This is a genomic window from Planctomycetia bacterium, assembly GCA_015075745.1.
GTDB lineage: Bacteria > Planctomycetota > Phycisphaerae > UBA1845 > UTPLA1 > UTPLA1.
This window is the reverse complement of record JABTTW010000001.1, coordinates 907,338-923,319: the sequence shown is the minus strand read 5'-3', so window position 1 is coordinate 923,319 and position 15,982 is coordinate 907,338. Positions and strand designations below refer to the sequence as shown.

Sequence of the window (15,982 nt, the reverse complement as noted above, 5' to 3'; positions counted from 1 at the left end):
GCGAAGGATGGAATCATGCCACTACCCGATGGAACCTCGACAACCGAAGAACTGACCAATCGCATCAACTCGATCCGAGACAGTCTTTGACATCCCTAAAAAGAAAGTGCGGATGGCCGAGGTCGAGGCCCGCATGGGCGAGCCCGGCTTCTGGGAGTCTCCATCGGCTCAGCCGCTGATCGTCGAGTTAAAAGCCCTCAAGTCGCTCATTGAGCCGGTCGAGTCGGTCTCGCGTCGCCTCGAAGACCTCGGCATCATGTACGAGCTGGCCGACGAGGAAAACGATTCCGCCGCCAAGGCCGAGGCCGACCACGAGCGATTGACCCTCGCAGGAGAGGTCGAGCGCGTCAGCATGATGGCCCTGCTCTCGGGCCCCAACGACGCAAGAGACTGCTACTTCAGCATTCAGGCTGGCGCCGGCGGCACCGAGGCCTGCGACTGGGCGTCCATGCTTCTGCGGATGTACCTGCGCTTTTTCGAGCGGCGCGGCTACAAGGTGGAGGAACTCGGCTCTCGCGACGGCGACGGCGCGGGCATTCAGTCCGTCGACCTGCTCGTAAAGGGTCCGTATGCCTACGGCTGGTTGAGCTGCGAAGCCGGCGTCCATCGCCTCGTGCGCATCAGTCCCTTCAATGCCCAGGGCAAGCGGCAGACCAGTTTCGCCGCCGTCGACGTCCTGCCCGTCTTTCCGGACAACGAAATCGAGCTGCCCGAAAAAGACCTCGACATCCTCTTCTTCTGCCGAAGCAGCGGCGCGGGCGGACAGAATGTCAACAAGGTCGCCACGGCCGTGCGCATCCGCCACATCCCCACGGGTCTGGTTGTCGAGTGCGTCAACGAGCGGAGTCAGGCGCAGAACAAGCGCGGCGCGCTGGGCATCCTCAAATCCAAGCTTGAGCAGATCGAGCAGGCCAAGCGGGATAGTGAGATGAGCAAGATTTATGGCGAAAAGGGCGAAATCGCCTGGGGCAATCAGATTCGCAATTACGTCCTCGACGATCCGCGGGTCAAGGACCTCCGCACCGGCGTCGAGGTCGGCAATCCGCAAAAAGTCCTTGACGGTGATCTGGATGACTTTCTGGAGGCGATGCTGCGTCGTCGTGCCGAAAAGCGCGCGAAAAGGTAAAGTACGTCGCCGCTTGTCGGATGAGATGGCGTTCAGATATCCCCGGTAAATAAAGAAAAGGCTCGGCCGGCAAAACCGGCCGAGCCTTTTTTTGTTGTCGATGAAGACCGCCTCGTTACTCGGCGTCAGGCGTGTTCGCCAGGATGTCGCCGCCGAAGGAGCCGGCCGATGCACTGCTGTCCATCCCCGGGACACGATCCTTGCCGGAGACGAGGAAAATCTCGACGCGTCGATTCCGCTCTTCGCCGCCCGACGGAGGATTCGGAACGCGCGATCGGAACTCGCCGTATCCCATGACGCCCATTCTCTGCTGAGCGACGCCATAGTCGCGCAGCTTGAACATGACGCCGATGGCGCGGTGCGCGGAGAGATGCCAGTTCGTCGGATGCAATCGTGCCGTCACCGGTCCGATGCGGAGGTTATCCGTGTGGCCGACGACGAGCACCTCAAACTGACTGGCGGAAGCCGAATTGACGATGTCGGCGAACGCCTTCAGTGATGCCTCGACGGCGCCCTGCACGTCGGCGCTGCCCTTGCCGAAGGTCAGGTCGCTCTTCCAGCGGACAGCGCCCTGCTTCTCGTCGTACTCGATCTGGTCCGGATACTTGGCGGCGAGTTCTTTCAACGCCCGATCAAGCTCCGGCGGCAACTTAACTTGAACAACATCGATGGTGCCGACGCCCTTGGCGAGCTGGTCCATCTGGGCCTGGAGCTTTCTCACGAATTCGTCGAGCCGCTCATTTTCGCCGCGCAGCGTCTCGGCGTATGCCGACTTCGTGTCGAGTTCGCGGCGAAGCGCCTCGCGCTCGGATTCCAGCGCCATCGATTTGTTGCGCTCGTCGGCGAGGTCTCGCTCGAGTGCATCGGCTCGCTCGGCGGCTTTGCGCCGGGCAAACTCGGTCCTGAGAAACTCGTCTCTTGAAACACAACCCGCGGTCGTCGAAACCAATCCCGCGAGCCCCGCCAGCACGCATAACATCCTAACGCGACGCATGATGATCCTCCGTGTACCGATCCGTCGACGCGGACATCCCCGCGGAAGCCGCTCCGTCTTGTAAGCGGGGGGCATTATCCATGTCTTGCCCCGTTACTTCAATGGCCTGAATGCAGGGATCAGCCCGATGGGTGCAAACTTTGCCCCGCCACCGCGGACGGCTCGGATCGGCTACAATCCGGCCGAGGCCAGATGGCCGGCCGAATTCTTGTTCCCGGCTCGGCGATTACCGGTAAGTCCGGCCTGGGCCGCCGATAAACTCACAGGGCTCGACGGACGATGAAGGGCGGACCGAACTGAGCGATATCCATGTCGTATCCCCCGATAGACGAGACCTTTGAAAGATGATCGACAAGGAGCCGAATATGAGCCAAAACCGCTTTGCCGTTTGCTTGGGGCTCGTCCTGGGCATTTTGACCGTCTGGATCCCCACCCCGGCCGTAGCCCAGCAGGCTGACGCCGGACCCTCGATCAAGTCGCCCGAAGACATGCTGGAAGAGGCCATCCTCAAGATCGACGCCGGGGAATATCAGGAAGCCGCTACGCTCTACGATCGAGCCAAGCGCTCCAAACCCAACATGCCCCGACTGGCCCTTGCCCTGGGCCTGTTACGCATCCAACAAAGTCGGGCGGCCGAAGCGATCAACATTCTGGAGGAATTCAACAAGGACGCCGGAAACGAATTTCGGGGCTATTACGCCATCGGCAGGGTTTACAACGAGTCCCGCATGTACCTTCAGGCCGTTCGACCGTTGGAGCGGGCCAAGGATTTCGCACCCGTGGAATTGAACGGCAAAAACGTCAAAGCGGAAATCGCCATCGAGCTCGCCATCGCCTACAACGGACGCGCCCTGTCAAAAGAGGCGCTGCGCTACGCCGACGAGGCCGCCGCACTGGCCCCCAACGACCCCGGCGTACAGCTCAAGCTGGGGCAGATGAATCTCAATACTCAAGACTACGCTTCGGCGCTGCGCGCCGCCGAAAAGTCGATTTCCCTGCTCAACGGTCAACTTCGTGCAGACCCCTTTAAGCCTGACAACAACCTGGAACTCAAGGAGGCGAACACCCTGAGAGTCTCCATTCTCGAGGCCCAGCGCGCCGCTGACCCGGATGACGCAAATACCTATTTCACCCTGGGGGCGGCCATGCGGGACCAGGCCAATTCAGAGAGGCGGATCGCGCTTCTAAGGGCGCGGGAGTACGCGCTTGAAGGAGTCAACAAGGATCCGAAGCTCCACGAATGCTCCGTATTCCTGGCCCGACTGGAATGGGAACTCGGCGGTGCGCAGGATGCACTGGATCGACTCAAGGGTGTCCTGGCGGATGATGCGAACAACGCGGACGCGGCGCGTTTGCGTGACGAAATCCTCGCTTCGCTGCGTCAACAGGCGGCGCCCTAGACTTCCTGGTCCGCGCGAAATGGACTGTCGTTGAACCTGCGATTCTTCCAAGTTGACGCCTTTGCTTCGCGGTTGTTCGCCGGCAACCCGGCGGGCGTCGTCCCACTCGATGCCTGGCTTACGGACGATACGCTCCAGAATATCGCGATGGAGAGCAACCTCGCGGAGACGGCTTTCATCGTCCCCGAGGCCGCGGGCCAGTCAGATTTCCATCTTCGCTGGTTTACGCCGGCCGTTGAGATGGACCTTTGCGGACACGCGACACTTGCAACAGCTCACGTGCTCAAAACGGAACTGGGCTTCACGGCGGATCGCATCCGCTTCCGATCAAAGAGCGGCGTACTGACGGTGACCACCGAAGAGGACCGCCTTGTGCTGGACTTCCCTTCGCGATCCGGTGAACCGATCGATGTCTTCTCCGAATTGACCGCCGCGCTGGGGGCCAGGCCGATCAGCGCGATTCGATCGCGCGATCTGATGGCAGTGTTCGAGACGGCCGAACAGGTTCGCGCTCTCGTGCCGGACATGGTCCGGGTGGCCGCGCTCGACGCCTTCGCCGTCATCGTGACAGCCCCTGGGTCGGATTGCGACTTCGTCTCCAGATTCTTCGCCCCCAAGGCAGGCGTCCCCGAAGATCCCGTAACGGGATCGGCCCATTGCACGCTCATTCCCTATTGGGCACAGCGACTGGGCAAGCGCGAAATGCTCGCCCGACAGATCTCCGCGCGCGGCGGCGAACTGCATTGTCGGGCAGCGGGCGATCGCGTGCACATCGGCGGTCAATGCGTGACCTATCTCCAGGGCATCATCCGACTGTCACAACTCTAAGCGGCTGACTCGGAGATAATCCGTAGAACGTCAGTGTGGGTGATGATCCCGATCAGTCGCTCTCCCGAAACGACGGGTAGCGCCCCAATCTGGGCGTCGAGCATTTTATTCGCGGCCTCTTTGAGGGGCGTCGTGGCGGTTGTCGTTTCGAGTCGGTGCGACATGACGTCAAGGACGCGCGCCGAAGAGGCATAGAGCCTGCCGTGCGCTTCCGCCTGCTCGTCTTCGATGATCTCGCGGCCGCAGGCCTGGCGAATATCGCGGTCGGAGATCATCCCGATCAGCAGGCCCTCGGTCGTGACGGGCAGATGCCGAACGTGCTTTTCGTGCATGATCCTCGACGCATTGTGAAGCGGGTCCTGCGGACCGACGGTATGGACGTGATGCCGCATGTGCCCGGCGACCGGCTCCGCCAATCGATCGACGCGGACAATCGGCGGGTCCGATTCACACAGGGCCTTCAAAAGGCCGATCTTGGTCACGATCCCCATCAGCGAGTCTCCGGTCGTCAAGGGAATTGCACTGATGCTGTGGTCAATCATGGCCCGCGCCGCGGTGTGCAGATCGTCATTGGGCGACAGACACACAACGGGTTTTGACATCACCTCGGAAACGTTTCGGGGCCCGGCGAAATCGCGCCTGCTGCCGGACAAGCGGCGCTGAGCCTCCAACTGCCATCCGACGGCCAGCAGGAGGTCACGATCGGAGATCATTCCCACGACGCGCCCATCCTGGATGACCGGGAGATGATGAAAGCCGTGTTCTTCCATCAGCGTGATGGCCCGGTCGAACGAGTCCCGAGGTTTCAGGCAGATGACAAATTGCGTGGCGATATTGCCGAGTTTCATGGTCCGCCTCCACCGTGCAAGTGACCTGAATCGTCGATCTTGTCTTACTCGCCTTAAGACTAGGCAAGTTGTGTGCCCGGGCGGCGCGGCAGTCACGCAGCGACGTTTTCGGCACGCAGAGGGGATTTGTTCTCCGGAATTGCGGACTTATCCGACTTCGCGCGTCTCGAAGAGCCCCATTCCGAGCAGCAGCAGGGCGGCGATGTAGAGAACTCCGTAGCCCGCGGCCGAAGCGATGTAGTCCCACGGAATGACGAGGTTTTCGCTGAGGGCGTCGACCATCCAGAACGCCTGAAAATTCGGCAATATGCGATAGGCAATGACGGCCCAGATTCTCGCGTCTTCCGCTATCGCCAAAGGGCGCAGCACCTGATCCGCCGACAGCCCCACCACCAGCGCAAGCAGCGATGTCACGAATGTGCCCATCACGCCCAGTCGCGTTGACGCGGCAAGGGCGATCGCGCCGAGCAGGGCGACCGCGACGAAGAGGAGCACGGCCGATTTGAAAATCTCCGGCCCCTGACGCTTGCGTGTCTTGTCGACGAGAAGGTCCACATCCTGACGCCACTTCGGCGTGTCGTGCAGTTCTCTCAGGATGTTCTGATCCTCGATGCTGATCGGGCCTTTCCAGTCGTTATGGACGAGCATGCCGCGGTGACCGGTGAGGTGTGACTGTCCTTCGTCCGGCCGGAAGGAGATGATGCCCTGAAAGGAGGCGGGGTCCTGACATTCCGCGGGCAGGCGCTCGATGGGCTGCACCGATTCGTAGGCTTCGATCTTCCATTCCCGGTTGATGAACAGCAGGATGACGGTTCCGATGGTCAGCGCCGGGACGGAAAGCTTGACGAGTGTGGGAAGAAACCGCCACTCCCAAAGGTAATTAAGGGTGCCGGCGGCGAGGACCATCAGCAGCATGATGCCCGGCCCGAAGAGCAGGACCGTCGGATCGCTGGTCTCGGCCGCCGTCTGAAGGACGCCGTGCCGCATGGTCATGTAAAAGGCAAGCCCGGCGAGGTAGTGTCCCAGGGCGAGAGCGCCGAGGACACCGAAGTACTTTCCGAGCAGGAAAGTGCCCCTTCCGACGGGCTTTGAGGCGACGGTCAATACCGTGCGGTCCTCGATTTCCGTATGAAGTACGCTGGAGGCGCCAAAAGCGGCCAGGAACAACCCCTGGATCAGAAGCGTAGACAATCCTATATCGCGGAGAAGCTTATTGTCGTCGTCGAGGGTCCAGGCGGTGAGCGAGGGGGTCAGGGCGATTCCCGCGAGGGTCACGAATACAATGATTCCGTAGACCGGCTGGCGAATAGTCTGAAGGAGGGTGTTTCGGGTAATCGCTATTATTTGTGTCATGCCGTCAGGTCGGGCATCCTAATCGAAGAAGGCGGTCTAAGAGTAGTGCTTGGCAGGCAGCCCGTATTCCCTAGAATACGTTGCTCCGCGTCGGTGGGTCGCCCGAGTGCTTAACAGGCGACCGGATACCCTGCCCCGCTCCGCCCTGGGGCGACCTGGATTGCACTCATTTAAGGAAGACGATGCAAACAGCGGACAAGAGAGGTGAGGTTGTCGCGGGTTTGGGAGCAATCCTGAGCCTGATGGCGGGCGTCGTTCTGGGGCTGGTGGCCATCTGGAACGGCAGCACGGTGATATGGGCGGTCGCCTTCCAGTCGCTCTGTGCCGTCGGCATCTGGTTGCTTTCGCTGATCCAGCTCCATCAACAGCGGCTCCTGGGGGAGGAGCGCCTCGAATTGGCAGCCCTTGAGCGCGAACGCCAGGAACGGCTCGGCGGGGCGCAAACCATCTTTCAGGAAGAAGAACTCGATCAGATGGACAAGCTGGCCATGGGCCGTCGGCTTCGCGCCATCGAGCGATTTCTCGTCCCGATTCTCGCCATCATCGTCGCCGCTCTACACCTGTTGGCCGGGGCATCGATTTTCCCCTGGGCCATGCAGCTACCCGCCATCACCGAACTGGGCGACAAGCCGATTCTCAACCCCACGGTACTCATCTTTTTCTGCGGGGCCATCTCCTTTGTCACGTTCATGTTCTCGAGATATGCCCTTGGGATGGGTCGCCTGCGGGAGTGGAATCTGCTCCGGCCCGGCGGGAACTTCATGTTCGGCACCAGCGCCGCATCTCTGGCCGCGGCTTTGGCAATGCTCTGTGTCATCAGCAAGCTGCCTGCCGTGGAAATCTGGGTGGGTCGCTGCATCGGCGGATTACTCATCGTTCTTGCCGTGGAGACCATTGCCAGCTTCATCGTGGAATTCTATCGCCCCCGGGTCCCCGGCGAAGAGCAGCGGCCCTTCTACGACAGCCGCCTGCTGGGCATCTTCAGCGAGCCGGGCGGCATCCTGCGCAGCGTCGCGAACTCGATCGACTACCAGTTTGGCTTTCGGGTCAGCGAGACTTGGTTCTACAAGCTCATGGGCAGGTATGTGCTCTGGCTGGTCCTGGTTCAGTTCGTCGTGATCGTCGCACTGACCTGCGTGACGGTCGTCGCCCCGGGTCACCAGGCCGTCATCACCCACCTTGGACAACTGCGGAAAGAAACCGCCAAGGCCGGCATTCACTTCACCTGGCCCTGGCCCCTTGATCGCGCTCACATTCTTCCCGTCGATCGGATTTCGCGTCTGGAGGTCGGCTACGAGGAAGAAGGAGTCGTCGACGACGAAATGGCCGGGCAGCCGATCCTCTGGACTGTCAAACATTATAAGAAAGAGCATCAACTGCTGGTCGCTGATCGCGCGGCATCGGCGAGTTCAAAAGTGCCGATCAACCTGCTCAGCATGAACGTCCCCATTCAGTGGCGTATCAGAAACACCAACGGCGACGTGATCCGTTTCTATTCGCAAGCTTTGGACGTGGAGCGAATCATCGAATCCATCGCCTATCGCGAATTGACCCATTATGCCGCCCATACCGACGTGCTCGACCTGTTGGGCGGCAAGGGCATCGAGGCGGCGCATACCCTTCACGAACGAATTCAGCAGGCATGCGACAGTGCCGGTTTCGACGGCGGCGGGCTGGGCGTGGAGATCGTCCTGGTTTCCGTCGCCGGCGTACATCCGCCGCCCGATGAAGACGTGGCCAAGTCCTACGAAAACGTCGTCAGTGCTTACGAAACGCGCGAGGCCACCATCAAGAGAGCCGAAGGCGACGCGGCAAAGGTCCGTGTCACCGCGGCCGGCGAGCACTGGAAGGAACTCTACGACGGAATTGTCGAAGAGGATCGTCTCCGCGCCGCCGCCTCAAACGAGCTGTCAGCGAAGGAAAGGGAAGTCGAAAAGCTCCTGAGAGAGACAGTCGGCGGCGAGGCCCGCGAGCGAACGGCCGTCGCGAGCCAGACGACCTACACGAGCCTCTTTGTTGAAAAGTCGAGCGCCGAGCTCTTCGAGACTCAGGTTGCCGCCTACAAAGCTGCGCCTCATGTATTCGTCCTGCGAGAGTATTTGAGCATGCTCGAAAAGGGACTGCGCAATGTGCGCAAGTACATCATCGCCGTGGAGAAACCGGGCGCCGTCGTTTACGAATTTGACCTGCGGCCTCCGCAGGAGTTCGACGCCCTGGCCGCCGAAGTGGCCAGCATGGAGTCCCCAAAATAGCAGTCGTCGATCATGCAATGGGCCTTGCCCCTTTGCAGGCGTCGGATCGATTCAGGAACAGAGAGTATGACAAAAAACATGCCTGCGATTCTGGTGGCGATCCTCCTGATCGTCATCATTCTGTTCATGATGTGCGCCTTTCAGGTGAGCTTCACCGAGACCGCTGTCGTGACGCGTTTCGACGAGATCAAGACCGTCATTGAACCGGGCGACGCCGGCCTGCATTTCAAGCTGCCCTGGCCCATCGATCGGGTCCATCGCTACGACACCCGGCTGAGAACCTTTGACACCGAGTTTCGACAACTCGGAACCGAAGATCAGAAGACCGTCGTCATGACGGCCTATGCCACATGGCGCATCGACGACGGAGAAAAGTTCCTTAAGACGGTCGGTCGGGAGGATGCCGCGGGTCGAAAAATTCAGGACTTGCTGGAAAACCGAGTATCTACGGTCCTGAGAACACATCCCCTCAGCCACCTGGTCAACGTGGATGAGAAGGAAATGAAGTTTACCCAGATCGAAGAGGAGTTTCTGTCCGGCATCAAGCAGGCGGCGGAAGGCAACTACGGCATTGCAATCGTGAGCGTCGGCATTCAGCGCCTCGGCATTCCTGAGTCGGTCACGCGAGAGGTCTTTGCCCGGATGAAGGAAGATCGTCAGAAAACGATCACGGAACTCACCACTGATGGTCAGGCGAAGGCCCAGGCGATCCGTTCGGACGCGAATGAGATTTCGCAAAAAATCCTCGCCAGAGCCGACGCCTACGCCAAAAAGATCGAAGGTCTTGGACAGGCCGAGGCCGCAAAGTATTACCCGGTGTTTGCCAAGGAGCGGGCCCTGAGTGATTTTCTCAAACAGAAGGAAACCCTCCAGAAAATCTTCCAGGGCGGTCAGTTGACCATCGTCCTCGATGCGGCCCAGTTCGCTCCCTTTTCTTTGATTCGTGACGCGGCGATCTCTTTCAAAAGGGCGTCCGAGTCCGGCGACGCAAATCAGATTGGCGCCGCCGTCGATGACACTCTTGGAGAAAAGCTCGGCGCGGCGCCCGATGTTACCGAGAAAAGGCCGGGAAACTGAAAACACCATGACTCAAACGCCTTCACAATCCGGCGGCCGCAAGGACTTCCCCCTCGGACAGGCTTCCCAGACCGGGTTCGATCCGGCCAATCAATCGCTGGCTGATGCCCTGCGCAGAAGCTTTGGCATCCTCAAGCTCGTGATGTTCGTGCTGGTGATCCTCTACTTTTTCAGCGGGTTCTTCAGCGTCGAGCAGCACGAGGTCGGTCTTGTCACGCGCTATGGCCGCATCATGGGAGTCGGTTCTTCGCTCGACAGCGCCGTACTGGGGCCGGGCTGGCACTGGTCGTGGCCCTATCCATTTGAGCGATGGGTGAAGGTGGCGGTCAACGAGCGCGAATTGCCCGTCAACTTCCTTTTCCAACTGTCGGATGAAGAGCGAACCGGAGGCATCAAGGGTTTCCGATACGACAACCTGAGCCCGATGCGGGATGACTACCTGATCACCGGCGATGTGAACATTCTCCACGCTTCGTTGATCGTCAAGTACAAGATCGTCGATCCCGTTGCCTACCTGATGAATATACATCCGATGCCGGCGAAGGGGGCAAATGTGCGGTCTGAGGAGTATCTCCGCCAACCCGAGTATTCGATTCTGGATCGCCTGGCGCGCAACGCCGTCATCGAAACCGCCGCGGCCGGAGAGGCGCTCGACATTCGCGGCAAAGGACAGGATCGGTTCCTCGTTGCCGTGGGTCGTCGCCTGAGCGAAAAGCTGAAAGAGTTGGAAACGCGCGGCGAGTCGCTCGGCATTGCCGTCAACGCCGACACCGGCATTCTCGCGCCGAAGGCCGGGGGAACGACGGAAGCCATCATGCCGCCGCGGCAGGTGCAGGAGGTCTTCGACAAAGTCTTCGCCTCACAGAATGAAAAGTCCGGCGCGATCACCAAGGCCCTGGCCTCGGCGCAGCAGCGGCTGCGCGAAACGGCCGGGCCGGGCTTCCAGGAGATCGCCGACCTGGTCGATGCCGAGTTTGAGACTCTGCTGCGCCTCTCGGAAGAGAAGTCAAAGAGTCCGTCCGATGCCGCCGAGGTGGCACGGCTTTCCGCCGAAGTCGAAAAGCAGGCCGCACTGGTCGAGGCGGCCCTGGATGGCGCCAGCGGCGAGGCGCAGGCGATCATCAAGGATGCCCAGATTCGCCGCGACCAGTTCGTGAAGGAAGTCGCCGGAGATTACGATCAGTTCATACTCCTCTTGCCTGAGTATCGGAGAAACCCGCAGATCTTCATGTCGCGTTTGCGCGATGAGACGTATTCCGACGCACTGGCGAACAAACGCGTGGGCAAGATTTTTCTGCCCGAGCCGGGAGAAGGCGGCCGCATCTGGCTCCAGATTCCGCGCAGCAGCGAAGGCGCAAATCTGTCCGCTGAGGACAAGAATGATTCGGAGCCCAGGACGGATTCCGCCAGAAACATGGGTAAGGGCGGTGTCGTCCGCGCCCCAGCAAGGATAGCCGGCCCATGATGGAGCGCGTTGGCAACTTGCAGCCGGTCGTCGAGTGCATCGGTCTGGTCAAGGTCTTTCAGGACTTCTGGGGACGCGACAAGGTTCTCGCCGTCGACAACCTGGACATGCAGGTATATCCCGGCGAGATCTTCGGCCTTCTCGGTCCGAACGGTTCGGGAAAATCCACCACCATCAAGATGATCCTCGGCCTGCTCTATCCCACCTCGGGCGTGGCCAGGGTCTTCGGGCGTCCCCCCACCGATACAGCCGTCAAGGCGCGCATCGGTTTCATGCCGGAAGAATCCTATCTCTATCGTTATCTGAACGCCTACGAAACGCTCGATTACTACGGGCGGCTCTTTCGGCTCGATCGTGTCGAACGTCGCAAGCGGACCGAGCAACTGATCGACATGGTCGGGCTGAAGCGCGCCGCACGTCGACCGGTCGGAACTTACTCGAAGGGAATGGCCCGTCGCATCGGCCTCGCCCAGGCGCTGGTCAACGATCCTGACCTTCTGATTCTTGACGAACCGACGACCGGGCTCGACCCCGTCGGCACGCGCCAGATCAAGGACGTGATCGAGATTCTCGGGCAGCGCGGCAAGACGGTCATTCTGTGCAGTCACCTCCTTGCCGACGTCGAAGATGTCTGTGACCGCGTCGCGATCATGTACGGTGGAAAAATGCAGGCGTCCGGGACTGTTAGTGATCTGCTCCAGCGGCGTGACATCACCGAGATCAGCGCGGGTCAGCTTGATGAAGCCACTGTGGAGAAAGTCCGGCAGGTCATCGAGCAGTCCGGCAGCACCGTACTCGGTGTTCATCATCCGACCGATCGGCTTGAGGCCCTCTTCCTGCGCATTGTCAGTCAGGCTCAGCGCGACAAGCTGCAGACCAGTGGCGCGGAATCCAGCCGGGGCGTATCTCAGTTTCTCGGCGGTACGGGCAGTCAGCCGGAAACCATTGTTGAAACTCTTGTGGAGGCCGGACGCCGGCGCCAGGAACCCGCGGCGACGCAACCGTCCGCACCCGCGCCGGAAGTCAGGACCGAAGTCTTGAAAAAGCTCGAGCCCCAGCAGGAAGCGTCGAAGAAACCGACCGGTCCGGTGGAGTCGCCGATCCCGCAGCGCGAGCCTGACAAGGCTGTCCTGGATCGCCTGCTGCAGGCCGGACGCGAAGGCAGCGCACCGGATGAGTCCTCCGATAAGAACTAAGGCGGCGCGCAGGCTGACTGTCCTCGCGAGCGACGAAATCGAATCGTGAACGAATCCACCTTTTTCATGATCATGTTCGCCTTCGGCTCCCTCATGGGGCTGTGCACCTTGGTGTACGTGATCAAGCACGCCTTCGGCCGCGGCTCGGGCGAGGTCGGCGGATGGGAGCTGCGCGGCGCGAGGCAGCGAATTGCCGCGATCATGCGAACGACCATTGCCGAAGGTCTTCGCGCCAAGGTGGCCGGCGGCTTTGCGGTGCTCATCCTCATCAGCGTCCCGCTCTTCTGCATCACCGCGACCGGTGATGGAACCATCAAGGGTCGGGTTCAGATGTTCGTGTCCTACTCCATGGGCTTTGCCGGATTTCTCCTGGCCATCCTGACCATCCTGTTCGCCTGTCGAAGCCTCTCGGTGGAGATCGCCAGCCGGCAGATTTACGGCATCGTTTCCAAACCGGTCCCGCGATGGCAGATCGTCGTCGGCAAGTGGTGCGGGGTTATGCTGGTCGATCTGGTGCTGCTGCTGCTCGCCGCGGTCCTCACTTATTCGGGCACTCACCTGATCATCGCCAACTTCAAATCCCAGTTGCGACACGACCTCGTCACTCACGGCAGCCTCACGCCGGACCAGGCCGCGACCACCGTTTCGGCCCTGTCCGACGCCAAGGGTGTCGGAAAGGGCGGCATGGGGAGTCCGCTGATCGCGCTCTTTTCGGAGCGACTCGGTAAGACACAGGAAGAAGTGGGCGTGATGCTCCTTCGGCTTCCGGAAGGAACGCGTGTGAACCTGCGACGGTTCGATGAGCTGCGGCGCCGCGTCCTCGTCACCCGGTCGGTGATCTCGGCGCCGGTGCCCGACTTCTCGCAGGACATCGAGGAGATTTATAAAAAGCTCAAGGAAGAGAATCGTCTGCCGAGTGATTGGACCGTGCAGCGGATTCGTCGTCAGATTGAGGCGGAACTCACCGGGGCATTCTGTTCGATCTCGTACGGCGAGGGGCGCGTGTGGTCTCTCAAGGGGCCCGCGCCGCAGGAGGGAACGGGCTGGGTCATGAGCCTGCGATTCAAGATTCGCGCGCCACGTCAGCCGCTGGCGACGCAGTTTGAGGGGATCACACTCGAAGAAGATAAACTCCTGTGCCTTTGGACCCTCGGCGATCCGCAAAAGCCCAAGTTTCAACCGAAGATCGACCAGGTCCCGATCAACAGTTATGAAGAGATAGAGATTCCACAGAACGGCGTTGAGAAGGACGGCACGGTCATCGTGGGGTTCGAGAACATCGATCCGCGAAAGATCGAGGCCATCTTCGACCTGCCGAACGACGGGCTTCAGCTTCTCTATCGCATCGGTCCCTGGGAGCTTGGGTTCACCCAGGCCCTTCTTGCGATGTTGATTCCCTTGTCCTGTCTCGCGGCCTTCGGTGTCTGCGCTTCGACATTCCTGAGCTTTCCCGTCGGGACGTTGATCGTCCTCACGCTCTACATCATCAGCAGTTCGATGGGGTTTCTCGCGGACTCGTTGGCCGTGTCGAAGGAATACGCCCCGCCGCCGGAACAGCGCACTTTGGTCTATGAGACGCGCCGCCTGACGGTGGAGGCCCTCGGGTGGGCGCTGTCGATCGGCGATCTCGATCCCGTCACCAAACTGATGGAAGGCCGCGCCGTCGGCTGGTCGCAGCTCGGCGATGCCGCCTGGAAGTTCAGCCTGCTCAAGGGCGCCGCGGTCCTCTTTATCGGTGTTCTCACGCTGCGTCGCCGAGAGCTTGCGGCCGTGATAGTCTAAACTTGTCCCCGTCGTCCCATATCGCGGGGCTTTCCCAGTCGACACCCGGTCCACGGCACCCGGGTGAACCGGATTGAGGCCGCTTATGGGACAGTTGAGGCGGAACATCAAGTGTGTTGCCGATTCGAGCGATGAATTCTCGGATTTCCAGTCGCTTTTTACGACGAACCGAAAGGATGCAAGCCCATGTCCAGCGCTACCCTGAGCCCGAAGAACAGTAAGAATAAACCGCCGCACGAGCAGGATCAGTGTCACAAGGCCCACGAGACCAAGGCTCCCTCGAAACACTTTGACTTCAATCACATCACGGACGCCCAGTTTCAGGCGGCCGCGGACCACATGAAGCTCGAGCCGGACATTCAGATGCTCCTGCGAACGCCGTATCGCGAATTGATCGTTCAGATTCCCGTGCGCATGGATGACGGCCATCTGGAACTCTTTCACGGCTATCGGGTGCAGCACAACGCGGTGCGCGGTCCTTACAAGGGCGGCCTGAGGTTTCACCCGGAGGTGGACCTGAACGAAGTCCGCTCGCTGGCGGCGCTGATGACCTGGAAGACGGCGCTGGTGGACATTCCGTTCGGCGGGGCCAAGGGCGGCGTGACCTGCGACCCGACGAAGATGTCGCGCACCGAATTGCAGAAGCTCACCCGCGGCCTCACGCAGAAGATCGACATGTGCCTCGGCGTCTATCGGGACATTGCCGCGCCGGACGTCAATACCAATCCGCAGGTCATGGCCTGGATCATGGACGAGTACGGCAAGAAGCACGGCTACACGCCGGCCATCGTGACCGGTAAGCCGGTGAATCTCGGCGGCAGCCTCGGTCGCGAGGCGGCGACGGGTCGCGGCACCACGATCATCACCCGCGAGGCCTGCAAGGCTTTCAAGATCGAGTTGAAGAATGCCAAGGTCGCGATCCAGGGATTCGGCAACGTCGGATCGTGGACGGCTCGCCTGCTTCACGAGATGGGGGCGAAGATCGTCGCCGTCTCGGACGTCTACGGCGGCATTCATAACGATCGCGGACTGGACATTCCCAAGCTCTGCGAGCACATGAAGTCGACCGGCACGGTTGGAGGCTTTCCGGGGGCGAAAGAAGTTTCCAATGCCGAATTGCTGACGCTCAATGTGGATGTCCTGATTCCGGCGGCCCTGGGCGGCGCAATCGATCACAAGAACGCCGATCGGGTTTCCGCCCGGATCGTCATTGAAGCGGCGAATTCGCCGTTGACCCCGCAGGCCGATGAGAAACTGCGAAGCCGCGGCATCACGGTGGTGCCCGACATCTTGGTGAACGCCGGCGGCGTGACGGTCTCTTACTTCGAGTGGGTTCAGAACCTCCAGCAGATGCGCTGGGAAGAGAGCCACGTGAACGCGGAGCTGGAAAAGCGGATGATGAGCGCCTGGAACAACGCGTACCGCGTGGCGGTGGAGCAGAAGCTGCCCATGCGCGTGGCGGCCTACGTCGTGGCCCTGGAGCGGGTCGCCGAAGCGACGCGACAGCGCGTCTAGAGCGGCCGACCGCGCCGCACCGGCGCGGGGAATTTTTTTGTGAACCACGAGGGCGCGCCCCGCCGGGCGCGCCCTCGTTTTTTTGCGCGCCGTGGGCAGGGGCGCAGGGCCCAGTTGCGCGGGAGGGGGTCACCGGCGCGCGGCAG

The 15,982-nt window shown here is 60.9% G+C and carries 12 protein-coding genes; 9 read left to right on the top strand and 3 right to left on the bottom strand.

Annotated elements, in window-relative coordinates; translation table 11 throughout:
- The first annotated feature begins 112 nt into the window (after nt 1-112).
- A complete protein-coding gene (locus HS101_03675; GenBank protein ID MBE7505365.1) occupies nt 113-1,126 on the top strand; it encodes a peptide chain release factor 2 in 1,014 nt (337 codons plus the stop codon).
- Between the two features lie 115 nt (nt 1,127-1,241).
- On the opposite strand, the gene HS101_03670 is transcribed toward HS101_03675, so the two are convergent.
- Nucleotides 1,242-2,120: an OmpA family protein gene (locus HS101_03670; GenBank protein ID MBE7505364.1), complete on the bottom strand. Its 879-nt coding sequence runs from the start codon at nt 2,118-2,120 to the stop codon at nt 1,242-1,244.
- Nucleotides 2,121-2,485: 365 nt separating this feature from the next.
- Between HS101_03670 and HS101_03665 the strand changes: the two genes are divergently transcribed.
- Both HS101_03665 and HS101_03660 read left to right on the top strand, forming a co-directional pair.
- Nucleotides 2,486-3,520, top strand: coding sequence for a tetratricopeptide repeat protein (locus tag HS101_03665; GenBank protein ID MBE7505363.1), 1,035 nt, complete (start codon nt 2,486-2,488; stop codon nt 3,518-3,520).
- Between the two features lie 36 nt (nt 3,521-3,556).
- Nucleotides 3,557-4,348, top strand: coding sequence for a PhzF family phenazine biosynthesis protein (locus HS101_03660; GenBank protein MBE7505362.1), 792 nt, complete (start codon nt 3,557-3,559; stop codon nt 4,346-4,348).
- Here the strand turns inward: HS101_03660 and HS101_03655 are convergent.
- Together HS101_03655 and HS101_03650 are read right to left on the bottom strand one after the other, a co-directional pair.
- A complete protein-coding gene (locus HS101_03655; GenBank protein ID MBE7505361.1) occupies nt 4,345-5,196 on the bottom strand; it encodes a CBS domain-containing protein in 852 nt (283 codons plus the stop codon). The genes HS101_03660 and HS101_03655 overlap by 4 nt on opposite strands.
- A gap of 147 nt (nt 5,197-5,343) precedes the next feature.
- Nucleotides 5,344-6,549 carry an ABC transporter permease gene (locus HS101_03650; GenBank protein MBE7505360.1) on the bottom strand — a complete coding sequence of 402 codons (1,206 nt, stop codon included), beginning with the start codon at nt 6,547-6,549 and terminating at the stop codon, nt 5,344-5,346.
- A gap of 182 nt (nt 6,550-6,731) precedes the next feature.
- On the opposite strand from HS101_03650, the gene HS101_03645 reads away from it, so the two are divergent.
- The 6 genes from HS101_03645 (at nt 6,732) to HS101_03620 (ending at nt 15,836) form a co-directional block, all read left to right on the top strand.
- Entirely contained in the window at nt 6,732-8,801 is a 2,070-nt protein-coding gene (locus HS101_03645) for a hypothetical protein (protein MBE7505359.1), read from the top strand.
- A 66-nt stretch (nt 8,802-8,867) separates the two neighbouring features.
- The gene (locus HS101_03640; protein ID MBE7505358.1) at nt 8,868-9,878 is read left to right on the top strand and encodes a protease modulator HflC; all 1,011 of its coding nucleotides are present in this window, start codon (nt 8,868-8,870) and stop codon (nt 9,876-9,878) included.
- A 7-nt stretch (nt 9,879-9,885) separates the two neighbouring features.
- Nucleotides 9,886-11,343 carry a hypothetical protein gene (locus HS101_03635; protein MBE7505357.1) on the top strand — a complete coding sequence of 486 codons (1,458 nt, stop codon included), beginning with the start codon at nt 9,886-9,888 and terminating at the stop codon, nt 11,341-11,343.
- On the top strand, nt 11,340-12,539 hold the full coding sequence (locus HS101_03630) for an ABC transporter ATP-binding protein (protein MBE7505356.1): 1,200 nt from the start codon (nt 11,340-11,342) through the stop codon (nt 12,537-12,539). The genes HS101_03635 and HS101_03630 overlap by 4 nt, the downstream gene beginning before the upstream one ends.
- Nucleotides 12,540-12,584: 45 nt before the next feature.
- Nucleotides 12,585-14,321, top strand: coding sequence for an ABC transporter permease (locus tag HS101_03625; protein MBE7505355.1), 1,737 nt, complete (start codon nt 12,585-12,587; stop codon nt 14,319-14,321).
- Nucleotides 14,322-14,507: 186 nt separating this feature from the next.
- Complete coding sequence (locus HS101_03620; protein ID MBE7505354.1) at nt 14,508-15,836, top strand: glutamate dehydrogenase; 1,329 nt, start codon at nt 14,508-14,510, stop codon at nt 15,834-15,836.
- The last annotated feature ends 146 nt before the right edge of the window (nt 15,837-15,982 follow it).

Bases quoted from the DNA above. Each gene is read 5' to 3' on its own strand.
- HS101_03630 (MBE7505356.1), top strand. From the start codon at position 11,340: ATGATGGAGCGCGTTGGCAACTTGCAGCCGGTCGTCGAGTGCATCGGT.
- HS101_03640 (MBE7505358.1), top strand. From the start codon at position 8,868: ATGACAAAAAACATGCCTGCGATTCTGGTGGCGATCCTCCTGATCGTC.
- HS101_03645 (MBE7505359.1), top strand. From the start codon at position 6,732: ATGCAAACAGCGGACAAGAGAGGTGAGGTTGTCGCGGGTTTGGGAGCA.
- HS101_03675 (MBE7505365.1), top strand. From the start codon at position 113: ATGGCCGAGGTCGAGGCCCGCATGGGCGAGCCCGGCTTCTGGGAGTCT.
- HS101_03665 (MBE7505363.1), top strand. From the start codon at position 2,486: ATGAGCCAAAACCGCTTTGCCGTTTGCTTGGGGCTCGTCCTGGGCATT.
- HS101_03635 (MBE7505357.1), top strand. From the start codon at position 9,886: ATGACTCAAACGCCTTCACAATCCGGCGGCCGCAAGGACTTCCCCCTC.
- HS101_03670 (MBE7505364.1), bottom strand. From the start codon at position 2,120: ATGCGTCGCGTTAGGATGTTATGCGTGCTGGCGGGGCTCGCGGGATTG.
- HS101_03655 (MBE7505361.1), bottom strand. From the start codon at position 5,196: ATGAAACTCGGCAATATCGCCACGCAATTTGTCATCTGCCTGAAACCT.
- HS101_03650 (MBE7505360.1), bottom strand. From the start codon at position 6,549: ATGACACAAATAATAGCGATTACCCGAAACACCCTCCTTCAGACTATT.
- HS101_03620 (MBE7505354.1), top strand. From the start codon at position 14,508: ATGTCCAGCGCTACCCTGAGCCCGAAGAACAGTAAGAATAAACCGCCG.